This is a genomic window from Streptomyces cinereoruber (assembly GCF_009299385.1).
GTDB lineage: Bacteria > Actinomycetota > Actinomycetes > Streptomycetales > Streptomycetaceae > Streptomyces > Streptomyces bikiniensis.
Window position 1 is genome coordinate 229,154 of the sequence record NZ_CP023693.1, and the last position, 16,140, is coordinate 245,293.

The window sequence follows — 16,140 nt, forward strand, 5'->3', positions numbered from 1 at the left end:
CTCCCGGCCGCCGGCCTGCCACTTCGCCCACAGATGTCGACCGCCTTCAACGACACCCCGAACACCGCCGCCACGTCCTCACGACCCCGCCCCGCCACCAAAGCGGCCACCGCCCGCAACCGCAGGGCCTCCTCCGCCGACGACGGAAGAAGATCCGCGAGGCCCGTATCCCGTTTCGCGTGCCCGGCGCCGACGAGCTGCCGGAACGCCCGCCCGGGATGCTCCAGGTCATCCATTCGATCTTCACCGAGGGGTACGCGGCCAGCTCGGGTCCACGGTTGCAGCGGCTCGACCTCGCGCAGGAGGCCATCCGGCTGACGCGGATCCTGCACCGCTTGATGCCCGCCGAGCGTGAAGTCGCCGGCCTGCTCGGGCTCATGCTGCTGGTCCACGCGCGACACGAGGCCCGGACCGGTGCGGACGGTGAGCTCGTGCTGCTCGACGACCAGGACCGCGGCCGCTGGGACCGTACGGTGATCGAGGAAGGAAGCGGCCTGGTGGTCTCCGCATTGACCGGCGGCCCACCCGGTCCGTACGGGGTGCAGGCCGCCATCGCCACCCTCCATGACGAGGCCGCCGACCTGGCGACCACCGACTGGCCACAGGTCGTGGCGCTCTACGACGTGCTGCTCCGGCTCGCCCCGTCCTCCGTCGTCGCCCTGAACCGGGCGGTGGCGGTGGTGATGCGCGACGGACCGCAGGCGGGCCTGGCCCTGCTCGACGAGCTGGTCAGCGAGCCGGCACTGCGCCGCCACCACCCTTACCCGGCCGCCCGGGGGGATCTGCTGCACCGGCTCGGCCGACTGCCCGAGGCCGCCACGGCCTACCGGGAAGCGCTTCATCTGGCCGACAGCGAACCCGAACGGACCTGCCTGAGGCGCCGGCTGAACACGGTCCTGGCATCCGGGCCGGACGACAGAGCCGACACCTGACGGTGGAACACCCCGGTCAGCGGCCCCGCGCCGGGCGGTCGAGGGTTTGATGCCGCGCTTCCACAACAGGTGGCGGTACCCGTCGTGGTCGTAGCCCCGGTCGGCGTACGGACGCCGAGGTTTTACGCCGGGGGCGTCCCCGCAGACCTCGGACCGGCAGAACGGCGTCCAGCAGCGGCGGCAACCGGGTGACGTCGTGGCGGCCGACCGCAGCATGCGCATCACACCAGCGAGCGCCGCTCGGTCCGGAACGCGCAGAGGTCCGGTGCAGTGACGACGGCGCTCGGGAAGGGACGGCGGCATGGGACACCGGCCCGGAACGCGACGACGGCCCCGTGAGCACCTGCCGCTCGCGAAGGCCGTCGAACGCGCCAAGGGAGTCCCGGGCGGGGTGATCAGCCGTTGAGAGGGAGGTCGTAGCGGGCCCACGGGGACCAGTTGCCGTCGTGATCACGGTTGCGGCCCCAGTACTCCGCGGCCTCGTCGTAATAGAACACCCTGAAGGTCCAGGGGTCATCGCTGTTGTAGTCATAGGCACGCGCCGGGCTCGACGCCCTTCCGCCCATGGACATCCATCCCGACCAGTCCCCGTCGGAGTCTGTCCAGCGGGTCCACACCGCACGGTCGGTGCCGACGACGAACTCCTGCTTCGTACCGTTGGGGAGCCTGTAGCTGGTCACGCCGTACTCACAGATGTAGACACCGCCACCGCGCTTGCACGAACTCGCCTGGGCAGGGGCGGTCGCGACGGCGACTCCCGCCACAGCGACCAGCGCGAGAACAGCTGCCTTGCACTTCTTCATCCGCATCGATCGTGTCCTTCTGTGCGTTCCACGTCCCATGTCTTGTCGTCAAGAGTCTGCGGGAGGGCACTAACGCCCTGCTTGTGCATGGGTAATGGGACTTCCCGAGTCGATGGCGGTTCGACCCCGCCACCGGACACGAACCGATGAACCGATCGGCACGAAGACGGGAAACAGGACGCGATGCTCGTGGCCGACCGGTTCCGGCACAGGCCGAGCGGCCCGTACCGGTCCGGTGCGGACCGCACATCCACCCGAGAGCCCGCCGGAGGGGGGAAGCCCTGCGAGCCCTGCATATCCAGAGCGCCCCAAGCGCTCCACCTCCGCAGGCCCCCGGCGCTGCGGTCCACACGTCCGACTTTCCCGGGTGCCGGGACGGAGCCGCGCCGTCGCAAGAACCGGTGGTCCTCGCTCGGGAAGAGGAGAGATGCCCGCCTCGGCCGGCGGGACGCCGGTAGCCCGTTCCGGCGGGGGCGGAGACCGGGGCGGCAGGCCGGCGAGCGCGTTCCGGGGGACGCGGGAGGAGAGAAAGCCGCAGAGGTCAGGACAGGGTCGCTCCAGGGGCCACGTGGAAGCGGGTCGCGTCCGGGAGGGGGCGGCGGTCGTGGGGTTCGAGCATGTCCCTGCGCTCGAACCACTCGGTCAGGCGGGTACGGGCCTGCTCGTCGCGTTTCCGGAAGCGGTCGTCCGTCCCGCGGCTCTCCGCGGGGGAGATCTCGCGGAGCAGGACGCGGATCGGCGCCGTGTCGTCCTGCGACAGGTGAAGGGCCAGGACGGAGAAGGCCGTGCCCGGGGGGAACACCACTTCCGGTTCGTCGTCCGTGCCGAGGAAAACGGACGTGCGGCGGCCGGTGGTGGACCAGATCCCGAATTCGACCGCGCCCTCCAGCTCCGCGTCGCACGCCGGGACGGTCGCCACCGCCGCGGGCTCGACGAGGACCGTGCCCGGCACGTAGCGGTCCAGCGGCACCCGCTCCACCGGGGCGGCGAGCATGACCGCCCCGTAGTGTCCCGGCAGGCGGCGCAGGCCCGATTCCAGACAGCGCAGCAGTGGGGCGAAGGGGCCGGGCGTGGTCGCCCTCGCGGCCTCGGCCAGTCCCGCACGGGACCCCAGATCGGGGGCGTCGGCCTGGTACAGCGCGATGGCGACCATGTCCGGCTTGAGGCCGTCCTGCGCCAGGGAACGCAGCGACGGGAGCTGGGAGGCCAGCAGATCCGCCTTGCCGGCGAGGATGTGGTACTTCTCGCCCAGGAGTTCCCGGAGGGCCGCCCGGTCGGCCGGACCGCTGCGGCCACCCGGTGTCGGCGGGGCGGCGGGGGCCTCCTCCCCCACCGGGGGTTCCGGTTCCGCCGGGACCGGGACCGGGGGCGAGGACGGAGCCGGGGCCACACCGGTCGGTTCGCTCGCGGTCGGGGGCGGAACCGGGCCGGTGCGGGGTCCGGGTCCCGGTGCCGGGTGGGAGGCCGTGGAGCCCAGCCAGTGCAGGTTCGCTTCCTCCGCCCAGGAGCGGAGCTGTTCCTCGTCGGACGCGTCGCCGTGGAGCAGCAGTCCGTACGGTCGTGTCGCGCCCAGGTCCGGCAGGGCGGCCAGCACCCCGGGCAGTGCCCGCCGGACCTCGGGGCCGACGGGTCGTACCCCGTCGCCCACGATCAGGACCGGGCGGGTCGGATCGGGCCGCACCGTACGGGGACGGACGTCCGGCACCCGGTCCGCCGGGCGCAGCCAGAGTCCCGGAGGGACGAGTTCGAGCACCCAGCCCTCCGGGTCCGCGCACTCGTACAGGGCCGGTGCGGTCGCCTCCGCACCGGACGGCCGCAGCCATGCGGACGGCACCACGCGGTGGTGTGCGGGCGAGGCGGCGAGTTCGAGCAGGAGGGGCTGCCAGGTGGGCGCGCCCCGTCCGTCGAGGAACGTGGTGGCGTGGTCGTCGGCCGTCCGTACGGGGAGGCCGACCGCTGCCCGCACCGTGCGGTCGAAGCGGTCCGCGAGGGCGGCCGCCATGGCGACGAGGTCGGACGGGTCGGCCCACGGCGCGGCCAGCAGGAGGTGTCGCGCGTCCGCCGCGGCCTGCGGAACCCGCTCCAGGAGTTCGACGACGGGCAGAGCCGGGCGGGCCGGGGATCCGACGCCCAGGAGGAAGGTGTCCGGGCCGACGGCGATCAGCGGCTCGACCGCCTCGGGAAGTGCTCCCAGCCAGACTCCGTCCGGAACGGTACGGCTGTCCGCCTCCGGTTCCTCCGTCGGCGTCGCTTCGAATCCGCGCGCTCCGCCCCGGGACTCCGCTACGACGGGGACGGGCGGCGCGGGGGGCGGGAGCGGTTCGTCCGCTTCCGGTTCCTCCTCCTGCGCTCGCGGCTCCTCCGGAGGCCACTCCGGGCCCAGTTCGTACGGCTCCTTGCCCGGTTCCGCCAGCCACCACGTGCCCGGTTCCGCGAGTCGCAGCGTGCCGTCCGGTTCGACGCTGACCACACCGTCCGGGGCGATCACCGTGAAGTCCGCCGCCGTGGCGACCGCCTGCACCGGGCGGCTGCCGCCGGGACCCGGCGAGGCGAGGCCCGAGGCGGCGAGCAGCAGCCGGGTCGCACCGCGCTCCCCGGCGAGGACCACCAGGTCCGGCAAGGTGCGGCGGAGGACCGGTGCCGCGTCCGGCGCCGCGGCCAGTACCAGGAGGGCACCGGGCAGCGGGGGCAGTCCGCGCAGCACGGGTGCGAGGGCGGCGGCCGTCTCCTCGGAGGAGATCACCAGGTGCGGGCCGACGGGATGCGTGCTCGATCCGGTGACGGGGGCGGGGACGGTCATCCGGGGTTTCCGTTCTGCGGGGGCCGGCCGTTGGGGTCGAGCAGCGGGGTCTGGAGCTGGACCGTGCGGCGGCGGGTGACGTGCAGCGCGCGTCCGGCGGGCAGCACCTTCGGCTTCGTGCCGCCGAAGAGGTAGCCCTCGGTGGGCGGGCAGGACAGCAGGACGGCCGGGGTGTTGACGTCCTGGAGCTTGCGCAGGAGCGGGTCGGACAGGCCGCGTCCGGCGCCGTTGGCGGAGCGGGCGACGATGACGTGCAGGCCGATCTCCGCGCCCTGGGCGAGGTTGTCGAGGACGGCGGCGAAGGGGTGGGCCGACATCGAGCCGTTGACCAGGTCGTAGTCGTCGACGAGCACGAAGAGCTCCGGGCCGCTCCACCAGTCGCGCAGCCGCAGCCGGTCCGGGGTGATGTCGGCGGCCGGGATCCGGTTGGCGATCGCCTTGCCCGCGCCGGTGATCATCTGGCGCAGCGGGTCCGCGGAGACCGCGTAGCCGAGGCGGTATTCCTCGGGCACGGTCTCGTACATCTCGCGGCGGAAGTCGACCAGCATCAGGCGGCCCTGATCGGGGGTGTAGGCGCGCATGATCTGGGTGGCGATGTGCTTGAGCAGGTTGGTCTTGCCGCTCTCGCTGTCGCCGACGACGATCAGGTGCGGGTCCTGGGAGAAGTCGTGCCACAGCGGCTGGACCTCGGTGTCCTCCAGGCCGAGGGGGATCCGCAGGGAGCCGTGGGGCCGGGGGAGGTCGGCGGCGTCGAGGACGAGGGGGAGCATCCGGACCTCGGGGGCGCGCGGGCCGGTCCAGTGGTCGGCGACGACGTCGACCAGGTCGGCGAGGCCCTCGCCGAGGTCGTGGGCGGTGCCCGTGCCGTCCATCCGGGGCAGTGCGCACAGGAAGTGCATCTGGTCGGGGGTGAGTCCGCGGCCGGGGATCTTGGGGACCTTGCCCGCTGCCCGCATGTTGACGACCGAGTCCACGGGGTCGCCCAGGCGCAGTTCGAAGCGGGTCTGGAGCTGGTCGCGGAGGGCGCCGGTGATCTCGCCCCAGCGGGTGGTGCCGACGATCAGGTGGACGCCGTAGTTGAGGCCGCGCTGGGAGATGAGGGTGAGGGACTGGACCAGGTCCATGAACTCCTGGCGCAGGGTGTTCCAGCCGTCGACGACCAGGAACACGTCCCCGTGCGGGTCGTCGGGCAGTTCGCCGGCGGCCTTCTTGCGGCGGAAGGCGGCGACGGAGTCGATGCCGAGTTCGGCGAAGTACTTCTCGCGACGGGTGACGACCGCGTTGACCTCGGCGATGGTGCGGACGACCCGGTCGGGGTCGTGGCGGCCGGTGACCCCGCCGACGTGCGGCAGGCCGCGCAGGCCCGAGAGGGAGCCGCCGCCGAAGTCCAGGCAGTAGAACTGCACTTCGGCCGGTGTGTGGGTGAGGGCGAGAGCTGTCATCAGGGTGCGGATGAGAGTGGACTTGCCGGACTGCGGGGCGCCGGCGATGCCGATGTGGCCGTCGGCGCCGCCCAGGTCGGCCACGAGCAGGTCACGGACCTGCTGGAAGGGTCGGTCGACGACGCCGACCGGGACCTTGAGCGTGCCGCGGACCTCGCTCTCGGCGGTGAAGCCGTGCTCGGGGTGGGGGCCGATCGGGGGCAGCAGTTCGTCCAGGGTCGGCGGCACGTCGAGGGGCGGCAGCCACACCTGGTACGCGGGCGGACCGGCGTCGACCAGGCGTTCGGCGGCGATGGTGAGGAGCGTGCGGGTCTCCTCGGGCGCCGTCTCCTCCTCGGGGGCGGGGGTGGCCGGCAGCACGCGGGGGGCCACGTACTGGGTGCCGAGGGCGACGACCTGGCCCTCGATGACCGAGCGGCGGGCGGCGGGGCGGCGCTTGGGCCGGTAGGTGCCGGAGACGTAGGCGGCCTTGAAGCGGGTGAGGGTGGAGATGTCGCTGCGCAGGTAGCCGTTGCCGGGCTGGGAGGGGAGTTGGTAGGCGTCGGGGACGCCCAGGACGCCCCGGGACTCCATGGCGGAGAAGGTGCGCAGGCCGATCCGGTACGACAGGTGGGACTCCAGCTGGTGAACGCGGCCTTCGTCGAGGCGCTGGGAGGCGAGCAGCAGGTGGACGCCGAGGGAACGGCCGAGGCGGCCGATCATGACGAAGAGGTCCATGAAGTCGCGGTGGGCGGCCAGCAGTTCGGAGAACTCGTCGACGACGACGAAGAGGGTGGGCAACGGGTCCAGGGGGGTGCCCGCGGCGCGGGCGGTCTCGTACTCGAGGAGGGAGGCGTAGTTCCCGGCGGCGCGCAGGAGTTCCTGGCGGCGGATCATCTCGCCGTGCAGCGCGTCGCGCATGCGGTCGACGAGGTCGGCCTCGTCGGCGAGGTTGGTGATGACGGCGGAGGTGTGGGGCAGCCCGTCCAGGCCGAGGAAGGTGGCGCCTCCCTTGAAGTCGACGAGGACGAAGTTGAGGATCTCGGAGGAGTGCGTCAGGGCCAGGGCGAGGACGAGGGTGCGCAGCAGTTCGGACTTGCCGGAGCCGGTGGCACCGATCAGCATGCCGTGCGGGCCCATGCCGCCCTGGGCGGACTCCTTGAGGTCGAGGTCGATGGGAGTGTTGTCGGGGCCGAGGCCGAGGGGGACCCGGAGCTTGTTGGACTGGTTGCGTCGCGCCCACTGTTCCTTGACGTCGAAGCGGTGCAGGTCGGGGATGCCGAGGAGGCCGGCCAGGTCGAAATCGGTCTCCAGGGGTTCGCCCGCGTCGAGGCTGTCGCCGAGGCGGTACGGGGCCATGGCGGCGGCCAGCCGGGTGGTGGCGGCGGGGGTCAGGCCGTCGGGGACGCCGAGCGGGGTGACCTGGTCCTTGCGGTTGCGGTCGGCGCCGACCATCTCCAGGGCGCCGGGGGTGCCGGGGGTGCCGGTGATCCGCAACCGGAGGGTGAGACGGCTGTGCTTCCACTCCAGGGTGGAGCCGATGTCGACGACGGTGGCGTTGCGGTAGCCGCCGAGCGCGGCCCGGTGCGGGCCGGTGAGGACGGCCCCGTCGAGTACGACGACGGTGTAGGGCTCGTCGCGGCTGGGGGTGGCGTCGGGCTCGTACGGGGGCCGGGCGCCGAACTCCTCGCCGAGGAGCTGCTCCAGTTCACCGATGCTGTCGGCGACGAGCCGCAGCGGTCCGGCGCCGTCGCTCTCGTGCGGGTGCAGGGCGTGCGGGAGCCACTTGGTCCACTCCCAGTGGACGCGGCGGTCGGGGGTGGCGACGACGGCGACGCGGAGTTCGTCGGGGGCGTGGAAGGTGGCCATCTGGGCGATGACGGAGCGCACCAGGGCGCGGGCCCGGTCGTCCTCGGGACGGGAGCCGTCCTCGGCTCCGGCCCCGGATCCGGTCTCCGGGACGGTGTCGGCGTCGGCGGTCCCGGTGCGGATCAGGACGTGGGCGAAGCCGCGCAGGTGGATGGCGACGGGCTGGTCGGCGATGGACCCGTACGCGTGGATGAAGCGGCGCAGCGCGTGGGCGCTGAGCGGTTCGAGGTCCTCGACCGGCTTAGTGGCGAGCGGGGCGAGGCGGACGGCGAGCCGCTGGGAGCCCAGCGCGATCCGCACGTCGCTGAAGTCGGGGTGGGAGGAGCGGCGCTCCCACAGGCGCGAGGTCCGCACCAGGAAGGGCAGTTCCGCCGGGTCGGGGTGGCGCCAGGCGAGGGCCTCCTGCTGGCGGAGGATCTCCTTGCGCACCTGCCGCCGCATCTGGGCCAGGTAGCGCAGGTAGTCGCGGCGCTCGCCGGTGAGTTCCTGTTTGCGGTCGGCGTTGCCGCGCATGATCTGGGTGACGATCATGCCGATGGCGGACACGGCCATGGTGCCCATGGCGATGTACGTCATCATGCCGCCGTTGGGGCGCAGGAAGATGAAGACCATGGAGAGCGAGGACAGCGCCATCGGCACCATCGTGATGATGCTGCCCACGCCGCTCTGCTTCTCGGGCAGACCGGGTGGCTCCTGGAGCTGGATCTCGCCGTCGGGCATCTCGGGGCCCGGCCGCCGCGGCGGGCGGTTGACTTGCACCACGCTCAACGAACAACGCTCCTTACGCCTGGCGCACACCGGGCGGCCGACTCCGTACGGTTTCCTCGTCAGTCGGGAACGGACGGGGGGCGCGGGACGGTTCAACCCGGTCGTACGGTGCCGTGAGGTGAATGCCGGATGAACCCCGGCAGAGGGGAGACCCGTTGACCACTGCGACAGGAAGGGAGCGGAGGATCGGGGAAGAGCGTGCGCGCATACGGATGCCCGCCGGGCCGCCCGGCACGCCGGGCCGGCCGGTCGTCCGGGTGGACGAGGTGGTGCGCGTACGCCCGCCGGGGCGGCGTCGGGAGGAGAGCGGTGCGCGGGAACGGTGAAGGGGCCGGGGTCCGGGACGAGGACGGCGACGAGGGCGGGTTCGAAACCGGGGCCGGGACCGGCGGGGCGTGGGCACTCCCCCGCGCGTGGCTGCCGGACGTCGGCCCGGAGGACGAGGACCCGCTCGGCGGGGCCGTGACCGGTCTCGACGTGCCGGAGGCCACCGCGGCCGCGGTGGCGGGCGCCCTCGTCCGGCTGCTCGGAACCACGGCCCCGGCCGTGGCGCCGGACCCGGGAGCCCTGCTGATCGCGCGCGTGTTCGTGGTCGACGAGCATCCGTCGGCGGCCGGCTGGAGCGAGGAGGAGCGGCGGTCGGTGGCCGGGCTGGCGGCCACCTTGGTGGCCCGCCGCGGCGAGGAGGGCATCGAGGCGCTCGTACGGGAACTGTGCGACGGGGCGCACGGGGACGCCTGAGCCCCGCCGTCCGTCGTCCGCCCCGCGTGGGTGCCGCTCGCGGGAGAGGGAGCTGAACCCGGCGGCACGGCGCTTCCGTTCCCCTGTCCGCCGAGGGTTTTCCGGCCTCGGCCGAACAGCGGGAAGGACACACGGGCAGTGAGCGGTAGCGCGGTGGCGGGGCTGTGCCGGTTGAGGTTCCACGGGCCTCACAAGGTGGTCGAGCTCTCCGTACCGGCCGACGTCCCCCTGGCGGACCTGTTGCCGACCGTCGTCGGCTACTCCGGGGACGATTTGGACGAGAAGGCCGTCGAGGCGGGCGGCTGGGTGCTCCAGCGGCTCGGCGAGGAGCCGCTGGACGAGGAGCGGACGGCGGAGGCCCTGGGGCTGCGCGACGGCGAGCGCCTCCATCTGCGGATGCGCCGCGAGGCGCTGCCCGAGGTGCACTTCGACGACGTCGTCGACGGGGTCGCGACCGGGCTCGAACGGCGCGGCAACGGCTGGAGCCCCACCCTGACCCACCATCTGGCGCTCGGTGTCGCGCTCCTCGCGCTGGCGGGCGGCCTCGTGCTGCTGGCCCTGTCCGGCGGGCTCGGTCCGCTGCGGGTGGTGGCGGCGGCCGGCACGGGGATGCTGCTGCTGTTCGGTGCGGGCAGCGCCGCGCGGGCAGTGGGCGACGCGGGGGCCGGTACGGCGTTCGGCGCGGCGGCGGTGCCCTATCTGGCGCTGGCCGGTGCGCTGCTGCCGGCCGGGGAGAGCGACCTGACGGCGGCCCGGCTCCTGGCGGGCGGTTCGGCGGCGGCGGGCGCCTCGGTCCTGGCACTGGCGTCGGTGGGCTGTTCGGCACCGCTGTTCCTGGGGCTGCTCGTCACCTCGGTCGCCACGTCGGTGGCGGGGACGCTGGCCCTGGTGGGGCTCTCGGCCTCGGAGGCGGCGGGGGCGCTGGCGGTGCTCGTGGTGGCCGTCGGGGCGTTCCTGCCCGGTTTCGCCTTCCGGCTGTCGGGGCTGAAGCTACCCGCGCTGCCGCGCCGGGCGGAGGAGCTCCAGGAGGACATCGAGCCGTATCCGGCGCGGGAGGTCGTGGACCGCAGCGCCGTGGCCGACGGCTATCTGACCGCCTTCCACGTGGTGACCGGCGCCCTGTGCGCGGGCTGCCTCACGCTGATGGCGCCCGCGCCGGGCTGGACGCCGCCGGCACTGGTGGCCGTTCTGTCGCTGCTGCTGGTGCTGCACGTCCGGGAGGTCGGTTCCCGGTGGCAGCGGCTGGCCCTGATCCTGCCGGGCGTCTACGGGCTGGCGCTGCTCGCGACCGGGTGGGCGCTCTCGCTCGGCCCGACGGGGCGGCTGGGCCTGCTGACGGGTCTGGTGGCGGCGGCCGCGGCGCTCGCGGTCTTCTCGTGGACGGTGCCGGGACGGCGGCTGCTGCCGTACTGGGGACGGTCCGCCGACCTGCTGCACAGCGCGCTGGCGCTGAGCCTGATCCCGCTGGCGCTGGCCGAGGCCGGGGTCTTCGCGTGGGTGCGCGGGCTCACCGGCTGAGCGGCCCTCCCCGAAACCCTTCCGACCTCCGGCGTCCCCTTCCCCCTCAGGAGTTCACATGCAGTCCAGGCGCGACCAGGTGCAGGCCCACCTGTTCGTGATGAGCAGGCTCGGGGCCGGGATGCTGCGGGGCGAGCCCGACGCACTGGACCTCCCGCCCCGGCGGACCGTCCGCGGGGTGCGGACCGGACTGTTCATCGCCGTGGTCATCGCCCTGGTGATGGGCCTGTACGGAGCGATCAAGCCGGGCGGTGCCAAGGGCTGGGCGAAGCCGGGGACCCTGGTGGTGGTCAAGGAGACGGGCGCCCGGTACCTGTTCGTCGGCGGGGAGCTGCGGCCGGTCCTCAACCAGGCCAGTGCCCGGCTGGTGGCCGGGGACCGGATGACCGTGACGCAGGTCGGCCTGGGCTCGCTGGGGCCGGTGCCGCGCGGCGGCCCGCTGGGGATCGTGGGCGCGCCGGACGGACTGCCGGCCGCGTCCGCACTGGCCCGGGGCGACTGGCTGGTGTGCGGTCTGGTGGCGGCCACCCCCTCGGGGCGGCCCGGCCCGGTGGTGTCGGTGGCCGTCGGCGCGGCGGGCTCGGGCCGGGCGCTGGGGCCGGACCAGGGGGTCCTGGTGACGGCCTCGGACGGAACCGGCCACGTGTTGTGGCAGGGACGGCGGCTGCGGCTGGGGGCGGGCGCGGCGACGGCGCTCGGCTACGGGACGGCCGCCCCGTTCCCGGTGGCGGCGGCCTATCTCAACTCCCTGCCGGCCGGCCCCGACCTGGCCCTGCCGGAGATCGCGGGCCGGGGCGCGGCCGGCCCCGCCCTGGCCGGGCGGGAGACCCGGATCGGGCAGCTCTTCACGGGCCCGGGCGGCGAGCCGTACGTGCTGACGCGGAAGGGACTGGCGCCGCTCGACCGGACCCTGTTCGAGCTGCTGCGCGGCGATCCGCGCACCCAGCGGGAGGCGTACGCGGGGGCTCCGGCGGTCGCCGTCGCGGTGGGCGCGGCGGACCTGGCGGCGCATCCGGCGCCGGCCGGGACCCTGCCGGCCGAGGGCCTTCCGAAGGCGCCGCCGGAGCTGGTGGAGCCGGGGTCCGGGCAGGGCGTGTGCACGGCGGTGCGGCCCTCGGCCGACGGAGGGGTGTCCACCCTGGTGACGGTGGCCGACGCGGCGGTGGTCGCGGGCCGGCCGGTGACGCCCCAACCGGGCGTGACGGCGGCGTGCGGCGCGGCGGACCTGGTCGCGGTGCGGCCCGGCGGTGGCGCGCTGGTGCGGGCGCTGTCCGGGGCGGGCGTGGCCGGGACGACGTACCTCGTCGCGGACAACGGAGTGAAGTACCCCCTGCCGACGGCGGATTCCGCGAAGGCCCTCGGCTACGCGGGCGCGGCGGGCGTGGGCGTGCCCGCGACGCTGCTGTCCCTGCTGCCGTCGGGCCCCGCCCTGGACCCGTCGGCGCTGTCGGTGGCGGGGGTCGTCGACGCGACGGCGGGCGTACCGGCGCCGGTCTGCCCCGAGGAGGAGCCGCGGGAGGTGCGGGGCGTGAAGGCGACGGAGGGCACGGCCACCGGCGCGAAGCGGGCGGTGAACCCCGCGCCGTGAGTGTCCCGTTCCCCCTGCCGGGAACCACCCCGCCCGTACGACGAAGGAGTTCAGGTGACAGACGCTCCCAACGCCAACCTCAAGGTCTCGTCAGCAGTACTCACCCAGACCCTCAACGAGCTGGAGGACCACCTCCAGACGATGGAGCGGTCCTACACCCGGTCAGAGGAAATCGCCCGGCAGGTCGCGGACAGCATGAAGTCCGCCGCCGGCACCAAGTTCATCGCGAAGATCGAGAACTGGCAGCGCGGCTATCGCACGGTGATGGCCGAGTACAAGGACCTCGTGGACGCCGTCGGCATGACCAGCAAGGTCATGGCGGACACCGCCGGTGAGGCGGAGGCCAACATGGACCTGTGGGGCGGCGACGTCTACGACATTCTCAGCAAGTGACCGGGGCGTAGCGCTCCCCCCTTCCTCCTCCCTTTCCTCCCCTCTGTCGTAAGGAACGCGCATGGACCCCATGGACATGGAAATCAAGCACGGTGCCCTCCAGGACGCCAACGACGAGATGAAGCAGGTCGCCGGCACCATGAGCTCGGCCGTACAAACCATCGTGGATCGCCTCAGCGCCATCCAGTCCGAGTTCACCGGTGAGGCGGCCAGGGAGTTCACGCAGTTCAAGGAGGTCGTGAACAGCCTGGACTCCACGCTGTCGAGCCAGTTCAACGCGGGCGCTGACCTGCTGGCGGACGCTCACGGCATCATCCAGAACGGTGACCGCAAGAGCGCCTACCTGTTCCAGCGCTGAGCCGCCCGAGCCGCCCCGGAACCCGGCCCGCCCTCCACCGGCGCGCCGGGTTCCGCCGTTCCCGGCCCGGTCTGAACCCCGCCGGGCCGGGTTCGCGTTCTCCCTGCCGGACGGCCCGGACGACGCACCACCGAGACCTCGGCAGGAGAGCCCCATGACGACCCCGAACGACGACGAGACGGTCACGTCGATCACGGACGACGTGTTGCGCGACTACGCGTGGAAGTTCAACACGCTGCTCCAGGACTTCCAGGACCCGTCCGTGATGGCGCTGCTCTCCTGGGAGAAGGGAACCGGCAACAGCAAGATCCTGCCGGGGAACGTCAAGGAGATGGTGAGCGCCGAGGCCGTGCAGCTGGGGTTCGCATCGCTGGCGAAGGACCTGAACAGCGCGCTGGAGACGTTCCGCAAGATCGCCAAGTCGGCCAACCTCGACCTGATGTTCGTCAAGGAGACCTTCCAGAACGCCGGCGACGACTCCGTGGACGTCACCGAGATGTGGGAGATCCTCAACAACATCCAGCGGGACTCCACTCCCGGCACCGGCCCCTCCCCCTCGACCGGCAACCAGCGCTAGCAGGCGCCTCCGGAAGGAACTCCCACGCTCCATGGCAACTTTCACCTGGGAGCAGGCCATCAAGGTCCTCCTCCCCGAGACCAACTCGCTGACGAACCGCGAAGCGGTGACGGCCGAGAAGTGGCGTCGTCAGGACACTCCCGAGATCAGGATCGTCAACGGCGACGGAAAGAAGTTCGCCGAGGGTTTCGACGTCTCCCACGTCATCCCCCTGACCTCGATGGGCGTCGAGGACGGGCAGTACTCGTGCGTGATCGGTTTCCAGCTCGACTGGCCGAACGTCCTGGACAATCCGCAGTCCAAGTTCAACCTGTTCTACAACGACGCGCTCAAGCCCCTGAACGAGCTGTTGTTCGCCTCCACGCACAACACGGGGGCCGTCAGCTACGCCTCCTTCGACGCCGCCATGGAGATGGTGCACGGCGTTCACGCCTGGCTGGCGAAGTGGGTCCCGATCGTGAAGCGGTGGGAGGAGAGCGTCGACGCCGACGAGAGCGAGTGGAAGGGCAGTGCGGCCGGGGCCTTCAGGAAGTTCCTCGACGTCATCTCCACGGAGATGAGCAAGGTCCAGCTCGACCTCGCCCAGCCGCAGCCCGTGAAGGACGCCACCGGGTATCCGGACACGATCGACTACTCCAGGGGGAGCGGCTACGAGACGCTCATCGACGCGGCCAAGACGGAACTGAACAGGTCGCTCGGCTCGATGTGGGCCGCGCTGGTGAACTGGTGGAAGCTGCCGGAGGCGAGGGAGCTGACCTTCGAGGCCAGTCCGGTCTGGCGCATGCGGACGGCGCTCTCGGAGAACATGTCCGCCGCCAAGTGCGATTTCACGTGGCGGCTCGTCAGCAGTGGCGGTGGAGACAACGCCCCGCCCGTCTACGTCCCGGAGAGCCCCAGGGTCGTGGACAACTCGGGAATGGACGTCGGCCAGAGCGCCTGGCTGGAGAAGATCGAGCTCGCCGCGAAGAAGTCGTGGCTGGACAACCTGGCCCCGCTCGACAAGGCGGCGCAGACCCACATGAGCGCGGTGGACACCGCGTACCTCGCGCTCGCGGGCGCCCTGCGCGAGGGCATCTACCAGCCCCGCCTGCAGATGCCCACCGGTGGCGGCGCGGGCGGCCCCGATGTCCCCCCGGGCGGCGGGCCGGGCACGGGCGGCGGCGCCGGCGGGCCGGGCACCGGGGACGCGGGCGGAGGAGCCGGAGGAGGCATCGGAGGCGGCATCGGAGGCGGAGCCGGAGGAGGCGTCGGAGGAGCCGGAGGAGGCAAGGGCGGCGGCATCGGAGGGGGAACCGGCGGCGGCAACCCGCTCGGCAAGGACGACAAGGGAACGGGCGGCACGAAGAAGCCCGGCCTCCCCGAAACACTGCCCGGATCGGGAACCGGCGGGCTGCCCGGGGCCCCGCCCCCGACCAAGCCGGGCACCGGTTCGTCGGGTGGGGGCGCCCCTCTGCTCGACAAGAACGGCAAGCCGGTCCTGGGCGCGGACGGCAAGCCCGTCGTGCTGCCGCCGGGCTCCCGCGTCGGCAAGGACGGCAAGGTCTACGACGCGAACGGCAAGCCGGTCCTGGGCTCGAACGGCAAGCAGATCATCGCCCCGCCCGGTGCCAAGGTGGGACAGCCTCAGCCCGCCCCCGAGGAGACGCCCGGCAGGATGCCGGGGTCCAACTTCGACCAGATCCGGCTTCCCGAGGGGGCGAAGGTCCTCCCGGACGGCACCGTGGCCGACGCCAAGGGCAAGCCGCTGCTCGACTCCAACGGCAACCCCTACGCGCTGCCCAAGGGCGCCACTCTGAAGGACGGCGTCGTCGTGGGCGCGGACGGCAAGCCCCTCAGCCGGACCTACCAGCTGCTGACCAACGCCGAGCACGCCATCAACTCCCGCCCCGCGCCGCACCCCACGACCGGCAGCGGACTGGGCGGCGGAAGCCACAACAGACTGCTGGACCAGCTCGGCAGCGGCGGTGGGAACGGCAGCGGCGGCGCAGGGGGCGCGCCGAAGCGCCTGCCCGGCCTGGCGACCGGCGGCTCCACCGCGTTCCTGGACCCGTCGGGGCGCCCCACCGGCTCTTCCCCGGGCACCGGTGCCACCGCCTCCACCGGCGGCACGGGGACCGGAAGCGGGAGCGGTACGGGGACGGGTGCCGGAGGCGGCACGGGCACGGGCGGTCCGCAGACCGCGCAGTCCCCGATGATGCCGCCGATGATGCCGCCGATGAACCCCGGCGCCGCCGGCGCCGGCGGCCAGCCCAACCAGGGCAAGGACCGGCAGCGCACCACCTGGCTCACCGAGGACGAGGACACCTGGGGCACCGACACCGGCTCCGTCAGCGGGGTCATCGGCCGCTGACCCCGCCCACCCGCGACGGACG

The 16,140-nt window shown here is 73.1% G+C and carries 10 protein-coding genes and 2 pseudogenes; 8 read left to right on the top strand and 4 right to left on the bottom strand.

Annotated features, from left to right (window positions below):
- Positions 1-137: 137 nt before the first annotated feature.
- A pseudogene (locus CP977_RS01145) lies at positions 138-932 on the top strand (RNA polymerase sigma factor); the annotation flags it as partial.
- Between the two features lie 18 nt (positions 933-950).
- Here the strand turns inward: CP977_RS01145 and CP977_RS34395 are convergent.
- The 4 genes and pseudogenes from CP977_RS34395 to eccCa form a co-directional block, all read right to left on the bottom strand.
- Positions 951-1,134, bottom strand: a pseudogene (locus CP977_RS34395) (IS5/IS1182 family transposase); the annotation flags it as partial.
- 193 nt (positions 1,135-1,327) lie between these two features.
- Positions 1,328-1,741, bottom strand: a complete 414-nt coding sequence (locus tag CP977_RS01155; RefSeq protein WP_062760829.1) for a DUF8189 domain-containing protein — start codon at positions 1,739-1,741, stop codon at positions 1,328-1,330.
- 535 nt (positions 1,742-2,276) lie between these two features.
- Complete coding sequence (locus tag CP977_RS01160; protein WP_152369447.1) at positions 2,277-4,535, bottom strand: hypothetical protein; 2,259 nt, start codon at positions 4,533-4,535, stop codon at positions 2,277-2,279.
- The gene (gene eccCa / locus CP977_RS01165) at positions 4,532-8,593 is read right to left on the bottom strand and encodes a type VII secretion protein EccCa (protein WP_372460662.1); all 4,062 of its coding nucleotides are present in this window, start codon (positions 8,591-8,593) and stop codon (positions 4,532-4,534) included. The genes CP977_RS01160 and eccCa overlap by 4 nt, the downstream gene beginning before the upstream one ends.
- A 309-nt stretch (positions 8,594-8,902) precedes the next feature.
- Here eccCa and CP977_RS01170 point away from each other — a divergent pair, with 309 nt between their 5' ends.
- From CP977_RS01170 to CP977_RS34400, 7 genes are all read left to right on the top strand, one after another.
- Positions 8,903-9,334, top strand: a complete 432-nt coding sequence (locus CP977_RS01170) for a hypothetical protein (RefSeq protein ID WP_152369448.1) — start codon at positions 8,903-8,905, stop codon at positions 9,332-9,334.
- A 138-nt stretch (positions 9,335-9,472) separates the two neighbouring features.
- Positions 9,473-10,852: a type VII secretion integral membrane protein EccD gene (gene eccD / locus CP977_RS01175; protein ID WP_062760832.1), complete on the top strand. Its 1,380-nt coding sequence runs from the start codon at positions 9,473-9,475 to the stop codon at positions 10,850-10,852.
- A gap of 58 nt (positions 10,853-10,910) precedes the next feature.
- Positions 10,911-12,440, top strand: a complete 1,530-nt coding sequence (gene eccB, locus CP977_RS01180) for a type VII secretion protein EccB (RefSeq protein ID WP_152369449.1) — start codon at positions 10,911-10,913, stop codon at positions 12,438-12,440.
- Positions 12,441-12,494: 54 nt separating this feature from the next.
- On the top strand, positions 12,495-12,833 hold the full coding sequence (locus tag CP977_RS01185) for a hypothetical protein (protein ID WP_062760834.1): 339 nt from the start codon (positions 12,495-12,497) through the stop codon (positions 12,831-12,833).
- A 61-nt stretch (positions 12,834-12,894) separates the two neighbouring features.
- Entirely contained in the window at positions 12,895-13,191 is a 297-nt protein-coding gene (locus CP977_RS01190; RefSeq protein ID WP_062760835.1) for a hypothetical protein, read from the top strand.
- 154 nt (positions 13,192-13,345) lie between these two features.
- Positions 13,346-13,768 carry a hypothetical protein gene (locus tag CP977_RS01195; RefSeq protein WP_062760836.1) on the top strand — a complete coding sequence of 141 codons (423 nt, stop codon included), beginning with the start codon at positions 13,346-13,348 and terminating at the stop codon, positions 13,766-13,768.
- A 31-nt stretch (positions 13,769-13,799) separates the two neighbouring features.
- Positions 13,800-16,118 (top strand): hypothetical protein, encoded by a 2,319-nt coding sequence (locus CP977_RS34400; RefSeq protein ID WP_183953302.1) that lies wholly within the window; start codon positions 13,800-13,802, stop codon positions 16,116-16,118.
- Positions 16,119-16,140 lie beyond the last annotated feature (22 nt).